At 61.6% G+C, this 26,372-nt stretch carries 29 protein-coding genes and 1 pseudogene; 28 read left to right on the top strand and 2 right to left on the bottom strand.

Annotation, left to right across the window (positions count from 1 at the left end):
- Positions 1 to 149: 149 nt before the first annotated feature.
- Both GQ57_RS44475 and GQ57_RS32905 read right to left on the bottom strand, forming a co-directional pair.
- A complete protein-coding gene (locus GQ57_RS44475; protein WP_425322018.1) occupies positions 150 to 512 on the bottom strand; it encodes a GNAT family N-acetyltransferase in 363 nt (120 codons plus the stop codon).
- A gap of 202 nt (positions 513 to 714) precedes the next feature.
- Positions 715 to 1,233: a GNAT family N-acetyltransferase gene (locus tag GQ57_RS32905; protein ID WP_034200051.1), complete on the bottom strand. Its 519-nt coding sequence runs from the start codon at positions 1,231 to 1,233 to the stop codon at positions 715 to 717.
- Between the two features lie 111 nt (positions 1,234 to 1,344).
- On the opposite strand from GQ57_RS32905, the pseudogene GQ57_RS43975 reads away from it, so the two are divergent.
- The 28 genes and pseudogenes from GQ57_RS43975 to GQ57_RS40715 form a co-directional block, all read left to right on the top strand.
- Positions 1,345 to 1,804: pseudogene (locus tag GQ57_RS43975) on the top strand (DDE-type integrase/transposase/recombinase); the annotation flags it as partial.
- Between the two features lie 456 nt (positions 1,805 to 2,260).
- The gene (locus GQ57_RS32900) at positions 2,261 to 2,527 is read left to right on the top strand and encodes a flagellar biosynthetic protein FliQ (protein WP_031398184.1); all 267 of its coding nucleotides are present in this window, start codon (positions 2,261 to 2,263) and stop codon (positions 2,525 to 2,527) included.
- Between the two features lie 15 nt (positions 2,528 to 2,542).
- Positions 2,543 to 3,385, top strand: coding sequence for a flagellar biosynthetic protein FliR (locus GQ57_RS32895; protein ID WP_063934616.1), 843 nt, complete (start codon positions 2,543 to 2,545; stop codon positions 3,383 to 3,385).
- Positions 3,372 to 4,478, top strand: coding sequence for a flagellar biosynthesis protein FlhB (flhB, locus tag GQ57_RS32890; RefSeq protein WP_052001565.1), 1,107 nt, complete (start codon positions 3,372 to 3,374; stop codon positions 4,476 to 4,478). The genes GQ57_RS32895 and flhB overlap by 14 nt, the downstream gene beginning before the upstream one ends.
- The gene (locus tag GQ57_RS32885; RefSeq protein WP_031398187.1) at positions 4,475 to 6,553 is read left to right on the top strand and encodes a flagellar biosynthesis protein FlhA; all 2,079 of its coding nucleotides are present in this window, start codon (positions 4,475 to 4,477) and stop codon (positions 6,551 to 6,553) included. Before flhB ends, GQ57_RS32885 begins: the two co-directional genes overlap by 4 nt.
- Positions 6,554 to 6,626: 73 nt before the next feature.
- Complete coding sequence (locus GQ57_RS32880; protein WP_031398188.1) at positions 6,627 to 7,406, top strand: flagellar hook-basal body protein; 780 nt, start codon at positions 6,627 to 6,629, stop codon at positions 7,404 to 7,406.
- A gap of 30 nt (positions 7,407 to 7,436) precedes the next feature.
- Positions 7,437 to 8,249: a flagellar basal-body rod protein FlgG gene (gene flgG, locus GQ57_RS32875; RefSeq protein WP_034200050.1), complete on the top strand. Its 813-nt coding sequence runs from the start codon at positions 7,437 to 7,439 to the stop codon at positions 8,247 to 8,249.
- Positions 8,250 to 8,255: 6 nt separating this feature from the next.
- Positions 8,256 to 9,350 (top strand): flagella basal body P-ring formation protein FlgA, encoded by a 1,095-nt coding sequence (locus GQ57_RS32870; protein ID WP_034200049.1) that lies wholly within the window; start codon positions 8,256 to 8,258, stop codon positions 9,348 to 9,350.
- Entirely contained in the window at positions 9,347 to 9,937 is a 591-nt protein-coding gene (locus GQ57_RS32865) for a flagellar basal body L-ring protein FlgH (protein WP_081896827.1), read from the top strand. The genes GQ57_RS32870 and GQ57_RS32865 overlap by 4 nt, the downstream gene beginning before the upstream one ends.
- Positions 9,934 to 11,106, top strand: a complete 1,173-nt coding sequence (locus GQ57_RS32860; protein WP_052001561.1) for a flagellar basal body P-ring protein FlgI — start codon at positions 9,934 to 9,936, stop codon at positions 11,104 to 11,106. Before GQ57_RS32865 ends, GQ57_RS32860 begins: the two co-directional genes overlap by 4 nt.
- A complete protein-coding gene (locus GQ57_RS32855) occupies positions 11,103 to 11,504 on the top strand; it encodes a flagellar basal body protein (RefSeq protein WP_235215168.1) in 402 nt (133 codons plus the stop codon). The genes GQ57_RS32860 and GQ57_RS32855 overlap by 4 nt, the downstream gene beginning before the upstream one ends.
- 19 nt (positions 11,505 to 11,523) lie before the next feature.
- Positions 11,524 to 11,997, top strand: a complete 474-nt coding sequence (gene flgC, locus GQ57_RS32850) for a flagellar basal body rod protein FlgC (RefSeq protein ID WP_031398194.1) — start codon at positions 11,524 to 11,526, stop codon at positions 11,995 to 11,997.
- Positions 11,994 to 12,320 carry a flagellar hook-basal body complex protein FliE gene (gene fliE / locus GQ57_RS32845; protein WP_063934615.1) on the top strand — a complete coding sequence of 109 codons (327 nt, stop codon included), beginning with the start codon at positions 11,994 to 11,996 and terminating at the stop codon, positions 12,318 to 12,320. The genes flgC and fliE overlap by 4 nt, the downstream gene beginning before the upstream one ends.
- A gap of 79 nt (positions 12,321 to 12,399) precedes the next feature.
- Positions 12,400 to 13,974, top strand: a complete 1,575-nt coding sequence (gene fliF / locus GQ57_RS32840) for a flagellar basal-body MS-ring/collar protein FliF (protein WP_152603417.1) — start codon at positions 12,400 to 12,402, stop codon at positions 13,972 to 13,974.
- Positions 13,967 to 14,602, top strand: a complete 636-nt coding sequence (locus GQ57_RS32835) for a hypothetical protein (RefSeq protein ID WP_031398197.1) — start codon at positions 13,967 to 13,969, stop codon at positions 14,600 to 14,602. Before fliF ends, GQ57_RS32835 begins: the two co-directional genes overlap by 8 nt.
- On the top strand, positions 14,599 to 15,432 hold the full coding sequence (locus tag GQ57_RS32830; RefSeq protein ID WP_081896825.1) for a FliH/SctL family protein: 834 nt from the start codon (positions 14,599 to 14,601) through the stop codon (positions 15,430 to 15,432). The genes GQ57_RS32835 and GQ57_RS32830 overlap by 4 nt, the downstream gene beginning before the upstream one ends.
- On the top strand, positions 15,429 to 16,940 hold the full coding sequence (locus tag GQ57_RS32825) for a FliI/YscN family ATPase (RefSeq protein WP_235215167.1): 1,512 nt from the start codon (positions 15,429 to 15,431) through the stop codon (positions 16,938 to 16,940). Before GQ57_RS32830 ends, GQ57_RS32825 begins: the two co-directional genes overlap by 4 nt.
- Complete coding sequence (locus GQ57_RS32820) at positions 16,937 to 17,425, top strand: hypothetical protein (RefSeq protein ID WP_034200046.1); 489 nt, start codon at positions 16,937 to 16,939, stop codon at positions 17,423 to 17,425. The genes GQ57_RS32825 and GQ57_RS32820 overlap by 4 nt, the downstream gene beginning before the upstream one ends.
- Entirely contained in the window at positions 17,415 to 18,314 is a 900-nt protein-coding gene (locus GQ57_RS42460; RefSeq protein WP_152603416.1) for a hypothetical protein, read from the top strand. The genes GQ57_RS32820 and GQ57_RS42460 overlap by 11 nt, the downstream gene beginning before the upstream one ends.
- A gap of 12 nt (positions 18,315 to 18,326) precedes the next feature.
- Positions 18,327 to 18,722: a flagellar hook capping FlgD N-terminal domain-containing protein gene (locus tag GQ57_RS32810; RefSeq protein WP_031398202.1), complete on the top strand. Its 396-nt coding sequence runs from the start codon at positions 18,327 to 18,329 to the stop codon at positions 18,720 to 18,722.
- 10 nt (positions 18,723 to 18,732) lie between these two features.
- The gene (locus GQ57_RS32805; RefSeq protein ID WP_034200045.1) at positions 18,733 to 19,917 is read left to right on the top strand and encodes a flagellar hook protein FlgE; all 1,185 of its coding nucleotides are present in this window, start codon (positions 18,733 to 18,735) and stop codon (positions 19,915 to 19,917) included.
- Position 19,918: 1 nt separating this feature from the next.
- Positions 19,919 to 20,872 carry a FliM/FliN family flagellar motor switch protein gene (locus GQ57_RS32800; protein ID WP_152603415.1) on the top strand — a complete coding sequence of 318 codons (954 nt, stop codon included), beginning with the start codon at positions 19,919 to 19,921 and terminating at the stop codon, positions 20,870 to 20,872.
- 50 nt (positions 20,873 to 20,922) lie between these two features.
- Entirely contained in the window at positions 20,923 to 21,321 is a 399-nt protein-coding gene (locus GQ57_RS38385; RefSeq protein WP_081894864.1) for a FliM/FliN family flagellar motor switch protein, read from the top strand.
- A gap of 41 nt (positions 21,322 to 21,362) precedes the next feature.
- Complete coding sequence (locus tag GQ57_RS32790) at positions 21,363 to 21,794, top strand: hypothetical protein (RefSeq protein ID WP_034200044.1); 432 nt, start codon at positions 21,363 to 21,365, stop codon at positions 21,792 to 21,794.
- Positions 21,791 to 22,627: a flagellar type III secretion system pore protein FliP gene (gene fliP, locus GQ57_RS32785; protein ID WP_235215166.1), complete on the top strand. Its 837-nt coding sequence runs from the start codon at positions 21,791 to 21,793 to the stop codon at positions 22,625 to 22,627. Before GQ57_RS32790 ends, fliP begins: the two co-directional genes overlap by 4 nt.
- 10 nt (positions 22,628 to 22,637) lie before the next feature.
- Positions 22,638 to 23,498 (top strand): sigma-70 family RNA polymerase sigma factor, encoded by an 861-nt coding sequence (locus tag GQ57_RS32780; RefSeq protein WP_031398208.1) that lies wholly within the window; start codon positions 22,638 to 22,640, stop codon positions 23,496 to 23,498.
- Complete coding sequence (locus GQ57_RS38380) at positions 23,491 to 24,672, top strand: tetratricopeptide repeat protein (RefSeq protein ID WP_052001558.1); 1,182 nt, start codon at positions 23,491 to 23,493, stop codon at positions 24,670 to 24,672. The genes GQ57_RS32780 and GQ57_RS38380 overlap by 8 nt, the downstream gene beginning before the upstream one ends.
- Positions 24,673 to 24,701: 29 nt before the next feature.
- Complete coding sequence (locus tag GQ57_RS40715) at positions 24,702 to 26,219, top strand: hypothetical protein (protein WP_081896822.1); 1,518 nt, start codon at positions 24,702 to 24,704, stop codon at positions 26,217 to 26,219.
- Positions 26,220 to 26,372: the final 153 nt, after the last annotated feature.

Here is a 26,372-nt window from a genome sequence, read left to right as displayed (position 1 = left end):
GCCACGGCAAGTGGCCCGTCACCGAAGTCATCGCCAGGGATCAGCCGAGCCGGTGGCAACTTCCGACCATGTATGACTATTCGACGTTCTCGTCAGTGGACATACACGGCAGGCTTGGTCCGATCCGAGTCATTTGCAATGTGAGCGCCCTAGTCATATTTCTCCAGGCAATGGAACTCCTCCGTCCGGATCTCGAAGCACGCTCGACTCTGAATCTGCGAAGTCAGGCGAAATCCACATTTTTCGGCTACGCGAACAGAGGCTTGATTCTCGACCGAGCACCAGGCTGTCATCCTCGTGATTCCACCTGCACCAAACGCAAGCATGAGTAGCTCACGAACTGCCTGCACCGCATGGCCTTTTCCCCAATAGGCCGGTAACAAGAACCATCCACAATCAGCCGCATCCGAACCGCGAAGCGTATGCCCAACACTTCCAATCATCTCGTTCTCGTACGGACATTCAACGGCGTAGAAGAACCTTGCACGCTTCACGGATTGTTGCTGCGCTATTGCGTCGGCCAGAGCCTTCTTGCATTCCTATCTTGCTCGCGGAAGCCATGACACATAGCGTGCTACCAGAAAATTCATCTGAAATTCGCAAAACCGGTCAACATCAGTCTGTAAGTGCTCACGAAGTCGAAGGCAGCATGAATTCATGTCGATATGCTAGTCGCTCAAGAAACCACATTGTTCACGCTTCGAGTCCTGTCGCCTAATTACGGCTGCGGGTGTGCGGCGAGAATCCGCGACTTCTGAATAGACGCTCCGAAGCTACATTGCCGTTGGTAATCATTGCACTGCATTCCGAATGGCCGAGCGCGGATAGTTTTGCCAATGCGGCGTCAAGCAACGCTCCGGCTGCGCCCAACCTCTGGCTGCCGGGGGCGCTGGCTATGACAGCGATAACCGGACATCCATAAGCCTGATAGTCGCAGACAAGGCATGCCGACTGAAGGCCACCCGTCTGCTCAACGGTCCACGATGCCTCGGAGATCCATTGGCCGTACTGTCCCGCAAGGATCGCCGTGGCCTTTGACGCATACTGAGCTTCCGTCTGCCCGATATCGTCGATCGTGCCGTGAAACGCCGTAAAGAAAAGCAGCCCAAGCGCCGATGCGTCACCATGCTGTATGTGGCGCAAATCGGCCGACTGGGCGATAGCCCGGTGGGCGCAGTCGGACAGCGCGAGCTTCCAAAGCTGCGCACTACGTTCGCGGGTCGCGCTTGACATCCCTGGATCCTTTCGTCTGAGCGGTTGCGTTGACGACTCCCGGATTGTCGACGATGTGGCAGATGTCGTCGATTGTCTCTTCATGGCCGGGCTGCGTCCGTGCGCCGTTAGCAGCTCTGGTCGATGGACTTCATGCACGACCAACCGCCGACGGACGCCGTATCCGGCTGTTCAACATGATCGACGACTTCAACCGCGAGGTGCTCGGCATCGAGATGGACCTCATTGCCACCGGGACGCGTGATCGGTGCGCTGCGGCAGATCGTTGGATGGCGCGGCTGACCAAAAGCGATTCGGTGCGGTAACGGGCCTGAGTACCTGAGCGCGGCGATCATCGAATGGGTCCGGCAGTACTGCATCAGGTTCGAATACATCCAGTCGGGCAAGCCCCAGCAGAACGCGTATGTCGAGTGAGCTAACCGGACCGTGCGGTACAAATCGCTATCGCAGCCCCACCGGGAAGAGTTGAACCACGTCCTGCGCTTCGCGACGGATTGGATGCGGACTTACTCACGAGCGCCCGGACATGGTCTTGGGCGGATGTACGCCAACGCAGCGGTTGGCCATGGCCGTTTGGTTTCTACTTCCGAACCTCGCGGAAAACCGGCGGGACACCGTCAAGCATGGCCGACCGGTTACCCATCAGGCCTGGCGGATGGGGAATGTTGTTTCAAAACAAAACGACTCAAAGTGCTGGTCAATTATCAACAAATAAAACATAAAAATCTTATTTTCATAAAATTATTTTATTTTGATATTCGGGTATTACGATACTTTTTCGAAGTAATACAAATAACCTTCATTAATCTTTCGCTCCGAAAGACAAATTGTTAAATTGTGTTAGATGTGAATTAATTCATGTTTACATCAATGATCTGCGGTTACATTCTGAAACATATGCGCTTGGGTCGATTTGCTGGTTTGATAGTTTAAATAGAAAGAAATTACTCGGTGGTGTATTTGTAGTACGAAATGTAGAGATTGGGTTGTAATAAAAAATCTCACATACATCGAATTGGGGGCTTGGGTGAATCCGGATATCGCTTTACATATGCTCGGGGAAACTTTCTGGACCGGGTTGCTGGTTTGCGCGCCGGTGTTGGGGAGCGTATTGCTGGTTGGGCTGATCGTCAGTGTTTTTCAGGTCGTCACACAAATCCAAGACATGTCTTTGACATTCATTCCGAAACTCGTCACGGCGATGCTGGTCCTTACGACGATTGGGGCATGGATGTTGCGGGAGATGGCCCAGTTTTCGTCGCGCCTTTGGATAAGTATTCCCAGTCTCTTCTGAGCGCGGACGATAATCATGTCGAATACCCTGTCCGCCTGGGGGCTGAGTAGCGATTGGCTCGTCACAGTGACGTTACTGTCGATTCGCATCGGCGCCGCATTTCTGTTTACGCCTTTGTTGACCGTAGTCAACGTGCCGGGGCCGGCACGTCTGCTGATTGTGATCGGTCTGGCCACGGGATTGACTTCTGCCTCACCGGGTGTGGGTGCGCTCACGCCAAGCGGTTCCTCGGCAGCCGACGCTATTCGTGGCGATATTGTATTCGGCTGGATTCTTTCGGAAATGGCATTTGGGGCGACATTGGCCGTTGCCGTCCACCTGGCGTTCGCCGTATTTTCTCTTGCCGGCCGGATTCTGGACATTCAGATCGGCTTCGGTCTTGCACAAGTCTTTGATCCAAGCACCAATGCAGTCGTGCCGGTGCTGACGACGATATTCAATCAGGCTGCAGTCATCGTTTTTTTTCTCGTAGACGGTCATCACATGCTGTTGAGGGGTATTGCCTACAGCGTGCGTCGATTTCCACTCGGGGCGCCGTGGCCGCTGGATGCGGCTGTGACTCCCATTCTGGCCCAGGCGGCCGAAATACTGGGTCTTGCCTTTTCGCTGGTCTCTCCGATCGTTTTTTGCATGCTGATTATCGAGTTCGCGCTTGCGTTGTTGTCGCGCAGCGTTCCGCAGATGCACATGCTGTCGATGGGGTTGCCCGTGAAGATCCTGATCGGGCTGGCTGTCCTGTCGTTCTGGATCGTGGGAAACGGCGCAGCGATGTTGCGTATTTACGGGACGCTTTATCACACGTGGGACGAATGGTTTGGCGCCGTAAGCGTTGATGGGGGCTTACATGGCCGACGCTGAACAAAATCGCAGCGAAGCCGCGACGCCTCATAAGCTGAAGAAGGCGCGTGAGCAAGGACAGGTTGCGAAGAGTCGCGACCTGTCGCTGGCAATCGTGCTGATTGCGACAATGCTGTATGCATCGTCGCAGGCTTGGCCAGTTTGGCGCCAGGTGTTCGCATTTGCCCGGGGACTGATGGTCGAGGCCGGTTCCGGCGGGCTGGATCCGGCATTGCTCGTGACACTCCTGGAGCGGATGATTCGCATGTGTATGGTTGCCGCGACCCCGTTTCTGGCTGTCGTGGTGATTGCCGCGATCATCGGCAACCTGTTGCAGGTTGGGCCGCTGGTTGCGCCAGCGACCATCGAACCGAATTTCGAACGGTTGAATCCGGTCGAGGGCATCAAGCGCTTGTTCTCCCTCCAGTCGATCTACCAGGCACTCAGACTGCTGCTGAAGCTCGTGTTGTTGGCGATCGCGGTTTATTTCGCTATCAAGAAACTGTTGCCGCAGTTTTATCTGCTGATGGGCCAGGGCGCCATGCGCCAAACGAAGACACTGCTCGACGACATTTCTTCGCTTGGTCTGAAGGTCGGTGCGGTGTTTTTCCTGCTTGCGATGTTCGACTGGCTGTTGGCGCGCCGGCGTTTCGCGAAGCGGATGAGAATGAGCCGCCGTGAGGTCAAGGACGAAGTGAAGCAACGCGAAGGCGATCCGCGTATCCGCGGACGCTTGCGCGAACTTCGACGTGACGTGCTGAAGCGCAGTCTCGCCGTCAGTCATACACGCAGTGCCGACGTGGTCATCACTAATCCTGTCCACCTGGCCGTTGCGTTGCGTTATGTCGAGGGTGAAATGTCGGCCCCGCAATTGGTCGCGAAGGGACGCGGTTTGATGGCGGCGGTGATGCGAAGCATCGCGTCCCGTCATGGTATCCCGATTGTCCCGAATCCCCCGCTTGCTCGCGCGCTATATCGTGAAACGGAGATCGATCAACACATTCCTCCGGCGATGTACGCAACCGTAGCCCGGATCATCGTCTGGGTATTCGCGCGGCGGCGAGCCGCGCACGAAACCGGCGTCATGCAGGCGCCACTGCGGAGCAGCCGATGAACGCGTTGAAGCGCATCCTCGGCGGACATGCCGACGTCGTGATGGTCCTGCTTGTCCTCGGCGTGCTGGTGGTGTTGTTCGCCCCGATTCCAGCGGGCGTGCTGGATTTCCTGATCCTCACGAATGTCAGCTTTGCTCTACTGGTCTTGCTTCTGACCTTTTACATGGAGCGGCCGGTCGAGTTTTCGACGTTCCCGTCGTTGTTGCTGATAGCAACGCTGTTCCGCTTGTCGCTCAACGTGGCGGCGACGCGTCTGATTCTGTCGTCGGGAAACGCGGGCAAGGTGATATCGGCGATCGGCGCGTTTGTCGTTGGCGGCAACTATGTCATCGGGTTGATCGTCTTCCTGATCCTTATTGTTGTGCAGTACGTGGTCGTGACCAACGGTGCGCAGCGCGTTTCCGAAGTTGCCGCACGTTTCACGCTGGACAGCATGCCCGGGCAGCAGATGAGCATCGACGCGGACCTGAACATGGGGTTTATCGATCAGGCGGAAGCACAGCGCCGGCGCAAGAACCTCGAGAAGGAAGCGGCCTTCTACGGCGCGATGGACGGGGCGAGCAAGTTCGTGAAGGGCGACGCGATTGCCGGTATTCTCATCATGCTGATCAACATCGTCGGCGGGCTCGTGATCGGCGTGATGCAGCAGGGCATGCCGTGGGGCGAGGCCCTGCAGACATATACGCTGCTCACGATCGGGGACGGGATTGTCACGCAGGTTCCGGCGCTCGTGATCGCAGTGGGGACCGGCATTATCGTGACGCGCTCCGCAAGCGATGCGAACCTGAGCGCCGAAGTCGCGCGACAGATCACGTCGTTTCCGAAGACGCTGTTACTCGTGGCGGGCGCGTTGGGCGGGCTGATTCTGTTGCCCGGCATCCCGCCGCTTCCGGCTGCGGTGCTCTCCGGCCTTGCGTTGACCGTAGCGGTGCTGCTCTATCGAGCGGCGCGCCGGCGTGAAGCGTCATTGCCGCCCGAATCCGCGGACCAGCCGGGCGACATGCGCGATGCTCGCGGTACCGAGACCGATCCCTATGCCCAGCTCGCGGTCGAACCGATCGAAGTTCATCTCGGCGCGTATTGGGCCAGGCAGGCCGATCAGGCGGACAGCTTTCTGAACGAGCGAATTGCGGCATTCCGCAATCAACATGCATTCGAATTGGGTCAGGTGTTGCCGCCCGTTCGATTCAAGGCGAATGGCAAGCTCGCTCCCGATCGTTACGAGATTCTGGTGGACGGCGTCCCTCGCGCGAGGGGAGAGGCGCGTGTCGAGCGCTTGCTCGCCATTCATCCGTCGGGCGACGTGCGATCGGTACCCGGTGAGCCGACGCGGGACCCCACATATGGCCTGCCTGCGATCTGGATCGAGGAAAGGCAGCGCGAGGTCGCGCTTGCCGCGAAGTTCACACTCGTGGACGGCGGCACGGTTCTGATTACCCACCTGTGCGAAATACTGCGCCGCGAATCCGCGACCTTGCTTACCCGCGGCGAGACCGAGCGTTTGCTGTCACGTGTCCGAAGTGCGCAGCCCGGCCTTGTCGAAGAACTGGTGCCGACGGTCCTGGCGCTGAGCGACATTCAGAAAGTACTGCAGAGCTTGTTGCGCGAGAAGGTACCGATTCGAAATATCGAAGCGATCGTCGAGACGCTCGCCGATGCGGCGCGTTACAGCAAGGACGTGGGTCAACTGACAGAACTGGTGCGACGCAGGTTAAGTCACGCGATTTGTCATGGACTGGTCGGTGACACCAACGCACTTCATGTGCTGACACTCGATCCCGCGATCGAGGGCGAGATTCTGAGTGGCTTTCAGGCAGTGCGTGAGGCGCCGGATGGGACGCCGCAGCCGTTTGCGATCGATCCGCGCCTCTCGGAGCAACTCATGACGCGTCTTGTGCAGCAGGCCGAACGCATGATGAAAGGAAACCTGCAGCCGGTGCTGCTTTGCGCTCCCGATCTACGACGCCATCTCCGTGCTCTGTCCGAACGCGTCGTGCCGCATTTGCGTGTGCTGTCGATGGCCGAGATTCCGCAGTCCGTCGAGCTGAAATCGTGGGGAATCGTGAAGCTGTAGTGCTGTAGCGACAAAGACTTGACTGAAAAGCGTCGCAGTACCCCTTGTTTTGAAAAAAAGGCCAAACACGGACATGGACGACATATTTGCGATTGGATTGATTGGCATGCAGCAGGATCTGGCCAAGGTGGATCGAGTCGCGGCGAATATCGCGAACGTATCGACACCCGGCTATCGACGCGAAGTGCTTGGCGCAGCGCCGTTCGCTGACGTCGCGCGGCTGGCAGCCGGCGACCGCCCGGGCCCGGCGTCTTCCGCGGTGGGAGCGGGGTTCGAGCAGGCAAACATGCGTGTTCTGCTCGATACGCGTCCCGGCACACTCAAGGTGACGGGCGAGCCGCTGGACGTGGCCCTTACTTCCGATGGATTTTTCGAAGTAGAAACGGCCAATGGAACGGCTTATACGCGGCAAGGCAACTTCAGTGTGGATAGCCGCGGCAGGCTCGTCACCGCTCAGGGCGATCCGGTGATGGGGCGTGGCGGGGAGATCCATCTGAACACGACGACACCTGTGATCGATCGGCAGGGGAATGTCACAGAGCCGGCGTCGTCCAGCGCGTCCGCAGCGGCATCGCGTTCGCCGGTGGCACAGTTGAAGATCGTCACGTTTGACGATCCGCAGTCGTTGACGAAGATCGGCGACGGCCTGTACGCCGCCGGGAACGGTATGAAAGTGATAACGGACGGAACGGAGGTGCGGCAGGGCGCACTCGAGAATTCGAACGTAAACGCGATGCGGGAAATGATGCAGCTCATGCAGACGACGCGCCATTTCGAGTCGATGCAGAAAATCGTTCAGAACTACGACGGGTTACTGGACACGGCCATTCACAAGCTCGGCGATCTGTCGTAACGCCATGACCGGAACAGGGAACAGCAAATCATGCTAGACGCTCTTTATGTCGCGGCAACCGGCATGCAGGCCCAGCAGCTTGATGTCGACACCATTGCGAACAACCTCGCCAATCTCAACACGACGGCATTCAAGAAATCGAGGATCAGCTTTACCGACCTCGTCACGCTGGAGCGCGTCCGGCAAACGCACGTGGTGGGAAACGGACGAGGTGGCGGCATTGACGAAGCCGGGCCGCTCGCCGCCGTGCCGCGCATGGGAGCGGGTGTCGGTATCGCCAGCGTGGCCAAGCTGTTCGATGCAGGGGTGATTTCGCAGACCAACTCGCAGTGGGACGTCGCGATCAACGGTGATGGCTTCCTGTCCGTGTCGATGCCGGACGGGTCGACTGCATATACCCGGGGCGGCACGCTGATCGTCAATGGTGACGGACTGCTTGCGACTCAAAGCGGGCAACCGCTCAAGCCCGGTCTTGCCGTACCGGCGAATTCGACCGGGATGACGATCGGCAGCGACGGCAGCGTGTCGGTCACGGTTCCTGGCCAGAGCGGACCGGTGAAACTCGGTCAATTGCAACTCGTGAGGTTTTCCAACCCGGCTGCCTTGCTCGCACAAGGCGACGGACTCTACAGCGAAAGCGACGGTTCGGGCGAGCCGATCTCGGGCGATGCGGGACAGGACGGCATCGGAACCCTGCAGCAGGGCGCACTGGAGGGATCGAATGTGCAGATGGTCGACGAGATGGTCAACCTGATGGTCGCGCAGCGAGCCTACGAGGCGAGCGTGAAGGTCGCTCAGGCATCCGACGAACTGCTTGGCCTGGTCAATAACCTGCGCAAGTGAACCGACATGATGCTTGACAGCGTTCGAGTGGGTCCGCATACGTCGAAGTCCGTGCACCGGAGTGCGCTGACGCTCCTGGCTGTGCTGTCGTTCAATGCTCACGCAGGACAGGACGATGTGGTCCGGATCGACTTGCGCGGCGACGTTGAAGTGACTCACCGCAATGTCTCGCTGGGCGACATAGCCGTCGTTCGCGACAGCGATGACACGAGAAGTCGTCGCCTTGCCGCATTGCCTATCGGGTCGGTACCGCAGTCAGGCGTGTCCGTCGTCGTGCCTCGTGTCGTACTGGGCGCGTGGATCGAGAAGCGCCTGGGGCTTCGAGCCGGACAGATCGAATGGAGCGGAGAGGCGTCGAGCCGTGTGCATCTTGCCGTGTCGAGGGTGCGAGGCGACCTGATTGGTCAACGGGCCGAGGCCGCGCTGCGGGCCGAGCTCGAGACGCGCGGGATGCATTGCATGATTTCGCTCGCACGTACGCCGGTCGACGTCGACGTTCCGGCAGGCGCGCTGACGATGGACGTACGTCAGATCGCGCCCCCGGCGATCCAGGATACGGCGGGAGACCGCTTCGTTTCGAAACATCAGTCAGCATGGGTGGATCTTCGCGTCGACGGGATTTTCGTGCGAACGGTACCGGTGGATTTCGACGTGAGTGTTTTTGCGCCGACCTATGTTGCTGCACGGGATCTGCGCGTCGGTCAGATCCTCGATCCGATGCGGCCCGATCCGGCCCAGGTGAAGATCGAGGAACGAGAGTGGAGCGGTCGACCGACGCCGCCGCTCCGTGTGGCGACGGCGCTCGATCCGGCACGGAAAGTCGAGCCGGTTGATGCCGGGGACGATTCGATGATGCGCGTGCGTCGCCCGGTCCAGGCGGGGCGCGTCCTGTCGAAGGCCGATGTCGAGCCGCTGCCCAAGGTGGTGCGTGGTGACTATGCGACTTTGCGCGAAGTTGACGGTCCGATCGCGCTGGAAAGCCGCGTAGAGGTGATGGAGGACGGTCAGGTAGGCGATGCCGTGCGCGTCAGGCAGACCGGTGCGTCGGATACGGTCGTGGCGCGCGTGACCGGGCCGCATGCGGTGGAGGTACAGCGATGAACCTGCTCCGCCTGCCCGCTTCCGCCGTGCTCGGCATGCTGATCGCCGTCGCTTCGCAATGCGCTTCGGCCGAAAGCCTGTATCGCGAAGAGACCTATCGCGCCCTGACGAGCGATCAAAAGGCCTATCGAGCCGGTGACCTGCTCACCGTCAAGGTTTACGAGCAATCGTCGGCGACGACGAGCACCGACACGTCGACGCAGCGGACGAACGGCCTCAACGGTTCGATTTCCATCTTGCCGAGCGGCCGGCAACTCGGCGGATCGCTTGCTCAGGGTGGTACGTTCGACGGAGGTGGTACGACCCAGCGTGCGAACAAGCTGCTTGCGACGCTTAGCGTGAACGTCAAGGATGTGCTGCCCAACGGCGATCTCGTTGTGGCGGGAGAGCAGACCTTGACCGTCAACAACGAACAGCACAAGGTCAATCTGACCGGTCGGGTCAGACCGCAGGACATATCGAGCGACAACGTCGTCTTATCGACGCGCCTTGCCGATGCGCATATCGACTACGTCGGCGAAGGCGATCTGTCGGATCGCCAGAAGCGCGGCTGGTGGCGCAAGGTGCTGGATTGGCTGGGGCTATGATGAATCGAGCATCGTATCTGAGCGCCGGGACGGCATACGCCGTCGCATGCGGCACCCGTATCCTCGCCGCCGTTGCTTTGGGCGTTGCGCTGGCCGCGACTGCATGCGCGGCCGAAGGCACGACGCGTGTGAAGGATCTGGGCAAGCTGCGTGGTTGGCGCGACAACGCGCTGGTCGGCTACGGCATCGTCACGGGCCTGGCAGGAACGGGAGATTCGCCTACCAATGCGACGACGCGGCAGGCGCTGTCGAACGTATTTGCGCAATTCAATCTGACCATCCCCGCGTCGCAAGTCCAGAGTCGCAACGTCGCGGTCGTAATGGTGTCGGCCGAGATGCCGCCGTTCGCGCGCGCCGGCGATGCGCTGGACGTGACGGTGTCCTCGACCGGCGACGCACGGAGCCTGGTCGGCGGCACGCTGCTTGTCGCGCCGCTCAAGGCAGCCAACGGACGCACGTATGCCCTGGCAGAGGGCGCGGTCGACGTCGGAGGATACCGCTACGACGCCAACGGTAACGTGGTGCAGAAAAATCACCCGACAGTGGGATCGATTCCGAACGGCGCGAAAGTCGAAGTGGGCGTGACGGCGCAAATGGTTGCTCCCGATCAGACCATCACGTTCGACCTCACCGATCCCGACTACACGACGGCGAGCCGGATTGCCGCGGCCATCAACGCGAGACTCGGTGCGGGCGTGGCGCGTGCGCGCGACGCAGAGGGTGTCGAAATATCGGTTCCGAACGATCAACGCGACCAGCTCGTATCGTTCGTGTCGCGCATCGAGGCGGTTGGTGTCGAGCCGGATCGCCGCGCACGCGTCGTGATCAATGAACGCACGGGTACGGTCGTATCGGGCGGCGATGTCCGCATCTCGCCGGTGGCGATTTCGCAAGGCGATCTGAAGATCTCGATCTCCAGCTACAACAGCGTATCGCAACCGATCGGCATTTGGGGCGGCCATTCCGGCGCGCGTACGGCGCTTGTCACTAATTCGACGATCGACGTGGACGAGCAGCTCGGTCCCGGCTATGTCGGACCGCGGAGCAATACGGTTGCGGATCTCGTGCAGTCGCTGGCGCGACTCAAGACGAATACCCGCGACATGATCTCGATTTTGCAGGCAATCAAGGCGGCAGGCGCGCTGCATGCCGAGCTCGTGGTGCAGTGAACGATCAACAGGAGAACGCAGTGACGGAAGGAATGGAGGCGATCACAAGCGCAACACTGGGGCTGGCGCTGGATGCCGCGAGCCTGCGGCAGCAGGCGATTGCCGCGAACATCGCGAATGCGCAGACCGATGGGTATGTTCCGCTGGGTGTCGATTTCGAGCGGCAATTGACAGACGCACGACAGAAGTGGGCCAGTTCCGGCAGTGTCGATGCCGAGTCTTTGCGCGGCGTGGCGCCGCGTCTCGTGCGTGTCGTGTCGCAAGACGGCATGCAGTCGGGACTCGACATGCAGGTTGCGGCACTGGCGCAGAACGGCGTGCATTTTCAGACGTTGCTGAAAGCGTTGTCGAAACACTATGCGTTGCTTGAAGAAGCGGTCAGCGACGGCAAGAAGTGATTCCTTGAGGAGATGTCCGATGGACTATCAGCAGGTGTTTGCGATCAGTTCGGCCGGCATGACGGTCGAGCGCACGCGCGTGGACGTTGCGGCACTGAACCTGGCCAACGCCAACACGATGCAGGGCAGCGGCGGTGTGCGCTACCAGCCGTTGCGGGTCGTCGCGACGAGCGTGCCGGCATCGTATGCGACAGGGACCTTTGGCGCGCGATTCGATGCCGAGATGGCGCGAGCGCAAATCAACGGAACGTCAACCTTCAGCATGCCGACCGCGGTCGTCGTGCCGGGTGAATCGTCACCCCGTCGCGTCTATGAGCCTGACAATCCGTTCGCCGACGACAAGGGGTTCATCGAATATCCCGGCGTCAATCCGGCGCAGGAGATGGTCGGAATGATGGGGGCGATGCGCGCATATGAGGCCAACGTCGCGGCGATGAACATGGAAAAGACGCTGGTATTGCGCACGCTCGATATCGGTGGGGCGCAATCATGAGCGGCATCGATGCAATCACGGCCGCCGCGTCGGCTGCCACTGCCCAGGTACCGATTCCCGGCCCGGAGACAGGCGCCGTCCCGGACGCCGGTGCGCAACCGTCCGCGTCGTTCGGCCAGTTCGTCGGTGACGGGGTGGAACAGGTGAATCAGGCGCTTCTCGCGTCGCAAAGCGATTTGCAGTCCCTCGCGCTGGGGAATGCGCAGAATCTGCATCAGATCATGATGCGCCTCGAGGAAACCCGCCTGTCGTTCGAGCTGATGATGCAGGTGCGTTCCCGCGTGCTCGAGGCGTATCAGGATGTGATGAAGATGCAGATCTAGTCGAGGATTCGATGCGCGGATATGAAGCGGCGGTCCGGTACGACCGCGACGTACGAGATACCAGTAGGAGTGCGACCTGATGTGGCAATGGTGGAACAAACTGGGTGAATCGGTCGGAGGCGCTGCGCGCGCCGGCCTGATGGGGGTTGTCGTCGTCGTTGCCCTGTTTATGGGCGGAAGCGCCTATTGGTTGCTGCGGTCGACGCCCCAGGTTCTGTTCGGCGACCTTTCCCCGCAGGATACGGCCGCGATGACGGCGGAGCTGGACAGGATGAAGGTGCCCTATACGCTCGCGGAGTCCGGTGGCGATGGCGGCACCAAGATTCTCGTGGACGGGGTAGACGTCTACAAAACGCGCATCAAGCTGATGGGCAAGGACATTCCACTTCACGGCGCGGTAGGCTTCGAGCTGTTCAACGGCAGCGACTTCGGCATGACCGAGTTTGCGCAGAAGATCAACTATCAGCGTGCATTGCAAGGCGAACTGACACGCACCATTCTTTCGCTGGCGGAAGTGCGCGACGCACGTGTGCTGCTCGCATTCCCGGAGCAGAGCGTGTTTCGTCAGCCGACCGGTAGCGCAAAGGCGTCCGTGACGCTGACGCTCAAGCCGGGCCGGGAGCTCGGCGCCGATCAGGTGGCCGGTATTCAGCGACTCGTCGCCGCTTCGGTTCCGGGCATCGTTGCGCAGAATGTGACGATTGTCGACCAGAGCGGGGTTGCGTTGACGCGGTCGCCGGTCGATGCCGACGCAGGCGCTTCCGGATCAGCCGTGCTCGAACTGAAGAAGGACGCCGACCGCTATTTTTCCCGCAAGGTCAATGACGTGCTTACCCAGGCACTTGGCGCCGGGCGCGCGCTCGCAAGCGTTGACGTGACGCTCGATATGGAGCGCATGCAGAGCAGCCTGGACGAACCCGTGTCGCCAGTCGGCCGCACCGGCGTGCCGACGGGGGTAGTCGTGCGCGAACATGAGACGAACAGGGGCGTGCCGCTGCCTGACAGTAGTCATGCTGGCGGAGAGGGTGCGGATACCGGTGGAAGCGATCAGCGCGACGTCGAATACGCGATCGGGCATCGCGTCGAACAAGTAGTCAGCCAGCCAGGATCGATCCGGCGCATCCAGGTCGCGGTAGTAGTCAATTCGCCGCTTGCCGCCGATCAGGCCGATCACTTGCAGAAAGTGATCGCGGCGAGCGTCGGTGCGTCGGCCGAACGCGGAGATGTCGTCGTCATTCAGACGCTGGACGCTTCTCAGTCCCCGGCGTCTTCGGCGGGCATCGCGACGCCAGGCGGACCCGAAGCCGCCCCGGTTGCCGATCGCCGCGCGACGGATCCGGCGCGTGCGCCACGCGGCATGGAGCATGTATCGATCATCGAAGCGGTCGTGGCGGGTCTCGCAGTCGCGGTTGTCGCTGCGTTGCTGTTCGGGATCGCACGTCAACGCGGAACTCGCGCCGAGCTCCCGCGATATGGCAAGCCGCTGACCGATGAACAGCGCGTGGCTGCGCTCGCGCAATTGCACGGCTGGCTGCGTGGCGGCGGGCCGGATCTTCAACCCGCAGCGGCACTGCAGGGCCAAAGCGGCGTGGCGGGCGGCCTGCTGCAGCCTCACGCGAAAGGAGACGGCGGTGCGGGAGTCCGGCATGGATGATGACCTGCTGATCGGGGCGGTTCCTGCAGCCGACGACGATATCCGGAAAGCGGCGTTGTTGCTGCACACGCTGTCAGGAGCGGATCGTGACTGGATGCTTGCCAGGCTCCCGGCGGAATACCGTCGGCAATTGCTCGATCTGGTCGAAGAACTGCGTGAACTGGGGATCCCCCCGGTCCGCTCGATGCTTGATGCGATGAAGGACGGTACCGCTGCTCGCCGCGCGTCGGCATCGACACCGGCCGACGACAGTTGGGAGGCGTGGTGTGCTGAAATCGATCGCGCCAGCCCGTCCATGGTATGGCCGATCCTGCGGGCGGAGCCGGAGCAATTGATTGCGCGTGTGCTGTCGTTGCATGACTGGCGCTGGGCCGCCGGAATTTCGCAATGGCTCGATCCCATGCGGCGTACCACGGTGCGGGTACTGCTCGAGCGGAACAGCGAGTCGCGGCATGAGGACGCGCGGGCGCTTGACGCGTATCTGCTATCGGGGTTGGGCACGCGTATTCGCGCATTGCCGGCGGAGGTTCACCCGTCGGAGCGGCTGGCCGAGCAGGATGAACCGGTATCGCGGCGAGCGGTCTGGCAGTGGCCGATTTTTGGCCGTCAACGGGAGCGAGGTCGATGAACCGGATCAGACCAGGCGTGCTGCGCGGCGTCACCGTTGTGCACGACGCCCATGTGTTGCTTCGACCCGGCGCGGCAATGCAGCGGCGCGGCGAGACTACGCCGGCCGGAGAGGCCGCGGGCTGTTCGTTGCCGGTGTTGCCGGACAGCGTCGGGACATCGCACGGGCGTGAACGGGAGGACGAACGGGCAAGCGGAATCGCGGACGGCTACCGGGAAGGGTTCCGGCAAGGACATGATGAAGGTCGGACAGCGGGGCTGCTTCAGGGGATGGAAGAAGGCCGGGCGGAAGCATTGACCCACGCCAGGCGGGAAGCGGAAGCGCGTGAGCAGGTCGAGCGCATCGCACATGCCGAGCAGGTCGATCGGTTCGGTATGTGGCTGGGAGAAATCGCCACCGGCCTGGCGCACCGATTGAGCGAATACGCACGCCGGTCCGAGGAAGACATGATCGCGCTTTGTCATCGCGCGCTGTGCCGGGTGTTCGGTGAAACCGTCACCCATCCGGACAGTACCGCGTCGATCGTCAGACAGGCAGTCGCGGAATACTGCGCTGTCGAGGTGGCCAGTACGCTGGCGACGCTGTTGACGGTGCGGGTGCATCCTGCGGACGCCGAACGCCTGGAGGCGGACGTCGATCTGGCATCGGCGATACGGCGTCACGGTGTGCAGCGTGTGGCGTGGATCGGCGATGAACAGGTCGGGCCGGGAGGCTGCATGATCGACGCCGATCACGGCAGGCTCGATGCGCGACTCGAAACGCAGTTGATCGCGCTGACTGCATTGCTGTCGCGCAGCGCACCTGCTGCTGCTGCTGCGGAGGATGCATGAATCGCGACCGCATGAATCGGGTCATGGAGAACGGGGGGAGCACCGGCTCGTCCATTGCACGCGCGGTCGCGGAGCTTCGCGGTGCATCGCTCACGATGCGTGTGGGTATCGTGCGGGGCATTCAGGGACTCGCGGTCGAAGCCTCCGGACCGCGTGCGCGCATCGGTGAGCTGTGCGCGATCGTGCCGCCGGGTGTCGCGCCGCAACTCGACGTCGGGATGCTGCTGGTCGATCGGTCCGGGGAGGCTGACCCGGGTGCGGCCTCGCGCATGCCGATCCTTGCCGAGGTCATCGGCATTCAGCCATCGCACGTCATGTTGATGCCGTATTGCGACGTTCGCGCGGTGACGGTCGGTAGCACCGTTGTCGCCCTCGGGGATCGCTCGGAGATCGGTGTCGGCGACGAACTGCTGGGCCGGGTGATCGACGGCTTCGGCCGCCCGCTGGACGGACTTCCGGCACCCGTCACGCGGGCTTCCCGCGCAGTGCAGGGAACGCCGACGAATCCGATGGAGCGCCCGGGCATAGACACAGTGCTGGAAACCGGGGTGCGCGTGATCGACGGCTTGCTGACGATGGGCCGCGGCCAGCGTGTCGGCATCTTCGCGGGGAGCGGCGTCGGCAAGAGCACGTTGCTCGGCATGATCGCGCGCCATGTGCGCGCCGACGTCAACGTCATCGCCCTGATCGGCGAGCGAGGTCGCGAGGTGCGCGATTTCATCGAACGGCAACTGGGGGCAGAGGGCTTACGCCGATCGGTCGTCGTCGTTGCGACCGCCGATCAGCCGGCGCTCGGTCGGATTCGGGCGGCGCATGCCGCATTTGCGCTCGCCGAATCGTTTCGAGACGCTGGCCGGCAGGTCGTACTGACGGTCGATTCGATCACGCGTCTCGCGATGGCACGCCGCGAGGTGGGGTTGTCCGCCGGAGAACCGCCGACGGCGCGTGGCTATCCGCCGTCGGTATTCGCGGAATTGCCGAGGCTGTGCGAACGATGCGGAACCGCGTCGTCCGGCGGGGCGATCACCGCGTTGCTGACCGTACTGGTCGAGGGCGACGACTTCAACGAACCGATCGCGGATACGCTGCGTGCGGTACTCGATGGCCATATCGTTTTGTCCCGCGATCTCGCAAATGCAGGCCGTTATCCGGCCATCGACGTGCTCAAGAGTGCGAGCCGGTTGCTGACCGAGTTGACGGGGCCTGCCGAGCGGGAACTGATTCGTGAAGCGGTGCGGGTGCTGGAACTGCTCGAACGCAATCGCCAAATGGTGGAACTGGGCGCCTACGAACGGGGCACGAATCCGGTGCTCGACGCGGCGTTGGGCGTGCAGACGGAGCTTGAAGGCTGGCTGCGCCAGCACGACGGAGGCGAGTCGAGACGACAGGCGCTCGAAGCATTGCGCGCGATTCTCACGCCGCAAGATGTCGATGCGCCGGTTTCGGAGAAAGGCAGTCGCGCGTTTTCGATACGTGGCGCGGCGTCCCACGCGAGGATCGTGTCATGAGCGTGGATCTCAGGGGGTTCCGATATCGACTGGAGCCTGCCCGCAGGCTCGCCGACTGGCGACTTGCAGCGGCAATTGCCCGCCTCGGCGAAGTGCAGCGGGCCCTCGACGAGGTGACGCGGCAAATCGGCGATCTCGACGCCGCGTGCGAGACGCAGGCGCAGCGACTCGCAAGCCGGATGGTGGCCGGATGTGATCCGTCGGGCTACGCGTCGGGCCTGGCATGGATTGCCGGACTGCACCGTGAACGCAATGCTGCCTGGGCCGTGAAGGATGAATGGCTGGAGCGCCGTCGTGGGGTTCGAAGTGAACTCGCGATGCTGCAGGCCAGGGTGGATGCGTTCGGTGCACATCGGGACGTCTGCGAAACGGCTTACGCGAGTGAGGAAGCCTTGCGCGAGGCCGCGGAGGCTGACAAGGACTGGCTTGCGCGTACGGCAATGCGGGCGCGAAACCTCGCGCGGGGAGGGTCATATGGAAAATGATCGCGTGCTGCTGTCGCTTCCTCTGCGCATCGCGCAGGCGGCAAGTGCCGACGCGCGTCGGCAGACTGATGTACCGACCGGTGATCAGACGCTGGCGTGGCAACGTGAGTTGGCGCAGGCGCAGGCCGACGGATTTGCATCGTGGTTTTCGCCGGTCGCCGCGTCGGCGCATGTGCCGGTTGCCCCGCTGTCGCATGGTGTACCGGATACCGGAATGCCGGCCGATCATGCGCAGGGCGCGAAATACACCGGGTCGCCAGGATCCGCGCCGATTGCGGGGGCGGGCCGGAATATCCGGTCCGTGCAAGCTTCCAGGGAACGCGTCGATCTCGAGAACCGTTCCGTACCTCGGCTCGACGCGTTTGCAACGTTGCCGGTCACGGGAAGCGTGCCCGCAACGCTTGTCCCGTCGCTATCGCCGCCCCCTGACCCGGTCACCATATCGACGGCAGGGCTGCCATCGACGCCCTCTTCGTTGCAGGCGTGGTTGACGGCATCCCTCGGGACACCGGTCGAGCGAGTCGATGCGCCGTCCGAGACGCTACGCGCGGTAGTGCATGCGGCACCTGACGACGATGGCACGGAAGCAGACCCGGACCCGGAACCGCTTCAGTCGACGGAGCCCCAGCGCGGCGCGCCGAGGCCGCCGGATCCGATGCGCGTTTATGCCGAATGGAGCGAGGACGGCGTGCGCGTCTGGCTTGGTGCCGATACCGAACGACTGGCGGACGTTGCTCGGGTCGCACGCATCTTGCGCGATCAACTCAGGCAGCAGGGAGTCCGTCTGCACGCCGTCGTCTGCAACGGTACCGACATTTCCCTATGCGACGGAACCGCGGCGGAGACAACCGCCGGATTTTCCCCATTGACCGATTCGTCTCGTTTTTGAACAGGAGGAGCTATGACAATCACCGCAACGAGTGGCGTGAGTAGCGCAGGCTCGAACAGTACGCTGTCCTTGCAAGACTTTCTGCAAGTCCTGATGACGCAACTGACGTATCAGGACCCGCTGAATCCGATGGACAACGAGCAGTTCATGGCGCAAATCGCGCAGTTTACTTCGCTCGAGGAGACGCAGCAGATGAACACGAGCATCCAGACGCTCGTCAGCAACCAGGCTGCACAGCAGTCGGTCGGGCTGATCGGCCATACCGTCAACTTCACCACGCAGTCGGGACCGTTGTCGGGGACGGTGCAGAGCATCGATCTGTCGGGCTCGACGCCGCAGCTCAGTATCAATACGAGCAGCGGTGTCGTGAGCGGCGTGAGCATCAGCCAGTTGACGTCCATCCAGTGAGGTCGGCGCGATGATCGATTCCATTACGATTGCCGAATCCGGCCTGCTCGGTTTCGAGGCAGGGCTTCGCACCATTTCGAACAATACGGCGAACCTGAACACTCCGGGCTTCAAGGGTTCTTCGACCCAGTTCGCCGACCTTTTCTATTCAGACAGCAGTCTTGAAAGCGACGGGTCGCCGGGCGTCGGGGAGTTCGGGTACGGACTGAATACGCTCGGCACCACGCTGAACTTCACGCCAGGACAGCAGTCGAGCACCGGCGACCCGCTTGACGTTGCGGAGAACGGTCAGGGCTACTTCGTGCTGAAGAACGCCAACGGCGAGCTGCACTACACGAAGGACGGTGAATTCAAGTTCGATTCCAGCGGCACGCTTGTGTCGGCGACGACGGGCGAGACGGTCATGGGGGTCGACGCCAACGGCAATCTCGTTCCCATTACGCTGACGAACATGGGGACCAACGCGCCGAAGGCGACGACGACCGTGACGTTCAGCGGCAATCTGTCATCGACGACCACGTCCGATACGGTCAATAACGTGACGGTGATCGATGCCGCCGGGACAACGCATACGTTGAGCGTCGCGTTGACGGCGGTTAGCGGTCAGACCGGCACGTGGAACGTGGCATTGATGGACGGAACGACTCAGGTCGGCAATGGCACGATCTCGTTCAGCGGCGGCAACGTCGTGTCGGGCAGCAGCAAGGTCGCACTGACCTACACGCCGACGGGCGGGCAATCGATGCCGTTGACCCTCGATTTTTCCAGCAACGTGACGTCGTTCGACTCAGGCACCAGTTCGACGCTGGCGTTTGCCCAGCAGGACGGCTATGCGTCGAGCAGCCTGACCGGCGAATCGTTCGATTCGACCGGGACACTGATTCTTGCGTATGCGAACGGCCAGACTGCCAAAGGGCCGCAACTCGCGCTGGCGCAGTTCAGCTCGCCGGATCAGGTGCAGTCGATCGGTGGCAACGAATTCGCCGCGCAGGGTTCGAGCGGCTGGACGATCGGCACGGCGGGAGCCGGCCAGTTCGGCACCGTGGCGGACGGCGAGGTCGAGGGATCGAACGTCGATCTGTCGACGGAATTCAGCAACCTCGTCGTGATGCAGCGCGGCTATCAGGCATGTTCGCAGGTCATATCGACAGCGAGCGACATGTTGAGCACGTTGTTCGGCATCTGGGGGAAATAGAGTGAACGAGACCGATACGCAAACGCCGGGCCGGAGAAGCGGCGCCGCGCCGCGTCGCGGAGAACTCGTGCCGGTCGAGCGTGCACGACGCGATGCGCATCCTGTACGGGCCCTGCGCGATGCCGCGCGCGTGAGCCTCGCCATGACTGCTGACACATTGCTGGCCCGTTGGTGTCGTGACTGGGGCGTGTCTGAGGATGCGCGACCCGTTTCTGTCCAGTGTGTTCCGGCCTGGGATGCCCCTTCGGAATCGGCAATGCGGAATGCCGTGTGGCGTCGGCTGGCCGTCGAAGAGTCGGCCATGTCGATCTGGTGGCGCTGGCAGGCAGGCAACGCGAGGCAGGCCGTGCCGGCGGACGCGACCGGCCCGCTCGGCATTGTGCAGACACTGTTGTTCGGTGGCCGCGGTGCGGTGGGGGGGCTGGCGGCAGACACGGCCGCCGCCGCGTGGAGCGACTGGTGTCTGAGAATCGCACGGCAATGCGGTGCGACCCACGTTGCGCACCGGGATGTTTTCTCGTGCGACGAGGGGCAAACGCTACCGGAACTCTTTTCACGGCACTGGACAGGTGCGGTGTTGCTGCGCTGGACCGTCGGCGAACAGATCCTGTGGCTCGCTCTCGACGCGACGGCCGCCGAGGGCTGGCTGCGTACCGATGGATTCGAAATGGCCGCGCCGGTTGCCTGTCGCGCTGCGCCACTCGCCGCGCTCCCGGTTGCGCTTCGCGACGCGACGGTCAACGTGAATATCGAACTGCGGCCGGTCGAGGTTGCCCTTGGCGATTTGATGGCGCTTGCGCAAGGCGACGTCATTCACACACAGCACGCAGTCGACGCGCCGCTGCAGATTCTGGTGAGCACGGTCGACGGTGCGTCGACCGCGCCGCTTTGTCACGCTTACCTCGGGATGCGCGACGGCGCGCGTGCGGTCGTGCTGGCGAAACCCGCCGGTTGAGCCGGTACCGTTCCCGGGATTTCCCGTCACCTTTTCGATTCAGATGAAACATGCTTAACCAGCCAACCAGTTTGATGAACGAACCGTCGCTTGACGTGGCCGATTCGACCGATCAACCCGCTCGCGCAAATCTCGTGCAACTTGTGGAATTGCCGTTGGGCGGCCACGATGGCGCGCCGTTGCCTTTCGATGCCGGCAAGGGCGGCGCGACCGCCAATCCCCTGATGCAGGTCAGGGCGGCCGTGACGGTACGCGTCGGAACCGCGGAGTTGACCGTCGGCGAATTGATGAGCGTGCGCGAGGAACAGGTGCTACGTCTCGACCAGTCGGTCGAGAGTCCGGTTGACCTGCTGGTCGGTGGCGAGGTCATCGCACGCGGCACGCTGGTCGTCATAGACGGCTGCTTCGGGGTACGTCTGACCGAATTGCCGCGTCCGCTGCAACCATGACCCGGCACAATCTTGCATCGCGAGGCCGGCGAGCGGCATGCATGGTGTGGCTGGCCGGGTGGTTGATGGCGGCGCCGGGGGCGAGGGCCGCCGAGTACGCCATACCGGCTGGCGGAGCGTGGCGGCAAGACACCGATCTGCCGGACCGGTCGCATGTCGTTCGCGCGGCTGCCGCCGTCGTACTGACGCTTGCGGTCGGAACCGTCTGGTTCGTCTCGAGACAGCGCCGTGGCCGAACGACAGGCCCTGGCTGGGCGCGCTTCACGTCGCGCATGACCCGCGCCGGTGGCGGGAGCGATGGTGTGGTCGTCAGGCAGTCGTTCAGGCTGGGCGGCGCGGCGACCCTGCACGTGGTGACCTGGGGCGAGCGCGAGTGGCTGATCGGTTGTTCGGCGGCCGGGTTGACGGTGGTTGCCGAGCAGCCCGTGCCGAGCGACGCCGGCGCAGTGCCTTCCGGGGAGGCGCAACGATGAGAGTCGATTGCCTGTCGGTTGCGCGCGAGCTGGTGTTGGCCCTGTTCGCCGTACTGATGCTTGTCTTGACCTGTTCGCCAGCTGCTCGGGCCGAATCGCAGCATGTAGGGCCTGCAGGGGCATGGAGCGCTATCGATGGAATGACCCGGCCGTCCGCTGCCGGCACAACGGGCACGCGCACCGGGACGCAGGCGCCGGCACCGGAGGCGACTGCCCAGCCGATTCGCATCGTGCTCGGCCTGACGATACTGGCAATCCTGCCGGCGCTGCTGATATGCACGACGTCGTTCCTGCGCATCATCATCGTGTTGTCGATGTTGCGCCATGCGCTGGGCATGCAGGAAACGCCGCCGAACAGTGCGCTGATCGGGTTGGCGCTCTTCCTGACGTTGTTCACGATGTCGCCCGTGGTGCAGGAGGTCGACCGTGCCGCGTTCCAGCCGTTCATGCGGGGAACGTTGTCGATGGAGGACGCTTACAGGAAGGGCGTGACGCCCGTACGAGCGTACATGATCCGTCAGACGCGCGAGCAGGATGTCGCCTTGATGATCGAGTTGTCGAAGGCGCCGCAGCCGTCCTCGATCGACGACGTCGGCAATGTGCAACTTGTGCCCGCGTACATGCTGTCTGAACTGCGCGCGGCATTCCAGATCGGATTCGTCATCTTTTTGCCGTTTGTGCTGATCGATCTCGTCGTAGCGTGCATCCTGATGGCTCTCGGCATGATGATGATGCCGCCGACGACGATCAGCCTGCCGCTCAAGATCCTGATGTTCGTGCTGATAGATGGCTGGAGCTTGCTGTTGAAGGCGCTCATCGGGTCATTTCACTGAGTCGGCCGGAATGAGTTCGCGTGAATTTTCCCCGTACGGTGCGTCGGAACTCGGCGGCCTGGCCGCGAGGGCAGGTCGCGGTACGCCGCGGGCGTACGATCGGAACGAACTGGCGGTGGCGGAGTTGTGGCGACAGCATGTCGAGGCACGCGACGCCGGCGCCCGCGAAGCGCTGATCATGATGCACCTGCCTTATGCGCGGGCGGTCGCCGCAGGGTTGTACGGCAAACATGTCAATCACGAGGCCGAGTTCGACGAGTACATGCAGTGGGCTACCCTCGGCCTCATCGAGGCGCTGGATCGTTACGATCCGGGGCGCGGCGCACAGTTCACGACGTATGCCTTCGTGCGGATACAGGGCGCTATTCGCGATGGCCTCGAGCATATCAGCGACAGGCAGGAGCAGTTGAGTCTGCATCGCAGGCTGATGGCCGAACGGGCAGCCGCGGTGGAGCGGAGCGTCGCAACGGAGCTCGGAACCGATGGCGAGGCGTTCGATCGGCTCGCGAGGGTTAGCGTGGGCTTGATGCTGACTTTCTTTCTCGACGGAACCGGCATGATTCATGACGAGGACGGCGCGTTGCCGGATGCCTGTTATGGCACGCTGGTGTTGAAGCAATCGCGCAAGCAGGTGCGGGAGCTGATCAGCTACCTCACGCCACGCGAACAGTCGGTGGTGAAGCTGCATTACCTTCAGGGGCTGACCTATAGCGAGATCGGAAGCGTGCTGAACATCACGCGGGGACGGATTTCGCAATTGCACGAGCAGGCCCTGACCCGGCTGAGACGGCTGTTCGCGGGGCGTGAGACGATTGCCGCGAATGCGCCGACGAGCCCGGATTCTTCCCCGGGTCCGGACAACCATGAATGACCTGACGACTGAAGAGGATCCTATGCTGCCTGACGTCGATGCGGAGCGACTTGAGCGGTTGATGTCCTACCTGTCCGACGATTCCGACAATGAATCGTTGCGACGCGACGCCTTTGATCTCGCATTGTCGTGTGGCCGCCGCGACGTGGCGGACGAGCAGCTTCGCTGGGCGTCGGCACATCATCCCTCCAGCGCGCCATGGCGGCATCGCCAGGCTCTGCTGGAGCTTGCCCGGGGGCAGTGGGCCGCGGCAGAGATGCTGCTGCGCGAATTGATCGACGAAGGATATTCGGCGCCGGCCGTTGTGTTCAATCTCGCAGTTGCACAGTTCCGGCAAGACAGGTTCGATGTGGCGGTCGAACGGACGCACCAACTTCTCGATCCGGCGGGGCCATTGTTTCGTGATGCGTTGCAGCTGACACTGGGGTGCATGCACCGGCAGCATCTGCTGGATGGCGCGATCGAACTGCTCGATCGCTTCGAATCGAACGATCCCGGCGCGGGAAGCCTCGGTGCAGGCAGCCTCATTGCTCTGGACCTGGGCGATCTGGGACGGGTCGAGCGATGGGCTGGTCGGGCGTTGGCGGTCGATCCCAACCAGCATGAGGCGCTGGTTGCGCTTGGCAGCCTGCTGGTGGCGCGTCGGCAGGTCGACGGTGCGCTGCACTGCCTCGGGCTGGCGGTGCAGCGTCATCCTGACGATGGCCGGACGCTCTCCGCGTTGGGAATGGCGCAGTTGTTGACAGAAAATCTCGGCGCGGCGCGCGATACGTTCCTGCGGGCTGCACATTTCATGCCTGGCCATATCGGAACCTGGCACGGGCTCGCGTGGGCGTGCGTACTCCAGCAGGATCTGCAAGATGCGCGCAATGCATTCGAACGAGCGCTGGCGCTGAATCGCGGCTTCGGGGAGAGTCATGGCGGGCTTGCGGTCGTCGAGGCGCTGGCTGGGGAGCGCCACGCGGCACAAATGTCGGTGGAACGGGCGCTTCGTCTCGACCCGCTTTGCTTGTCAGCACGTTACGCCGAGGCGGTGTTGAACGGCGACGCCGGTGACCCGGAACGCTTTGCCAGACTGGCCCGACGCGTGCTGAGTGCGAGACGTGATGTCGAGGGGCGAGCGTTGTCGGATGTGGTTCTTGTACGCGAATCTGGTGGATCTTCGGCGCAGTGACGAGCGAAGGGTGTAATTGAACGGGAGTCGTGGATCTACCGAACCATGGTCCGGAGCTCATCAGGATCGAAGTGGCCAGACAAGGTCTGAAATACGGCTGGCGATGCTTCGTCACCTGGACCGAAGAAACCATCGACGCCAGACTCACCGATTTACTTGTCGGATACGACGTTAGATTTGAAAATAATTTAAAGCGAACGCTGATGAATTCTGACCTCGTTTCATTTCACTCCATCCTGTTGATGCACCCGGCCGATGCCGTGCTCAACAATCATCGCGCTTACTGCGCTCGCCATGGGTATATTCATACGGCGCACGCTATCGGCAGCCCGGGAAACAGCGATCGCGTTCGCCTTCTGTACAAGTACAGTCTCGCCAGGAAAATAGTGGTAGAGGCTCCTGCCGAAAGCCTATTGATTATAGCTGACGAGTCGGCGGTGGTGTACGAGCCGCTTGCTGCCGACTGCGTGATCGGCGACGCACCGAGCTGGATTGCGCAATGTGCGATCCATAATCGTCCGGATGGATGTTTTTTCATGCTTAGGGCAGGCCCGGCGGCATTGCAGTGGCTCGACAGGGTTCTCAATACGCTGCGCGACCACGATATTGATTCATGCGTGAGTCGCTGGAGTCATTTCGAGCTGGAGGGTATTCCAGCGACACCGTATGACCAATCTCTGGAGGGTGCTGAATGTTGTAGTCTCCTCTTTACCCCATTCGGTCACAATCTTCCTGAACACTCGGCCTTCGTATTGTCTCTTAATCCCACGGTACACAAGAACGTCCATGATGATCGAGTCGCGAGCCGGTTTGTCGAGTATCTTAATTCAGTCCAGGCACGTGCCGGTCGTCTGTATGACGATATCGATTTAACACCGATTGTCGGAGAGTCTTTCGAAGTCGTAAATCCAGGCCGGCCGGTTGCGCTGATTACGAGCTACACGCCGAATATTGCAGCATATGCAGCTTTTTCAGAGCGCAATGTCTCAGCATACTGCCGACGTCATGATTATACGCACTACATTTACCGAGATACACCGGCACATTTGAACCGCAACATAACGGGGAACTGGAACAAGGCCGAATTGCTACTTCAGCATTTCGGTTCTCATGCATACGTGGGATGGATTGACGCAGATATACTGATTCATTCTCAACAACGTCCACTTCACGAAAGTGTATTTCAGCAGCCGTTCACGCTGGTGCGCGATATTGCAAATCATCGATTGAACAGCGGCTTCATGATTTTTTCTGATGCGCCGGAATGCCGGAAATTTCTTGAGCAGGTCCAGAACATCATTGATGCTGTTCCGGACAAGTTTGGTATCTACGCTTCAGGCGGAGATCAGACGGCATTTGTGTCAACATGGGATTCATTTGGTGGGGAAATCGCGATCCCGCTTTCCGATTGCGTATCCTTGAACTCGCATCCATCTCTCTACGATGCGGATAGTTTCATGATTCATTATATGGGTTATCCGGAGCGATTTCGGGCAATAGTGATGCGGGCTGACTCGCTTGAGATCGATCGACGAAATGCGTCGTAAGTCAATTTGATGACGTTGAATTTTTAGACATGATTGACTGTCAGGAAGAGCGAGGAAAATGGACCACTCTCGGTATTTCAATCAAAGTTCGATTCAAGCCGCAAATCTTCGTCTGCACTATCTGACACAGTTGCTGCGTGAGCAGACGGGCTC

Origin of the sequence: Burkholderia sp. MSh2, from assembly GCF_000731655.1 — a bacterium.
Lineage (GTDB): Bacteria > Pseudomonadota > Gammaproteobacteria > Burkholderiales > Burkholderiaceae > Burkholderia > Burkholderia paludis.
Note: the sequence above shows the minus strand (reverse complement) of the source record. Positions and strands in the feature narration are given on the sequence as shown.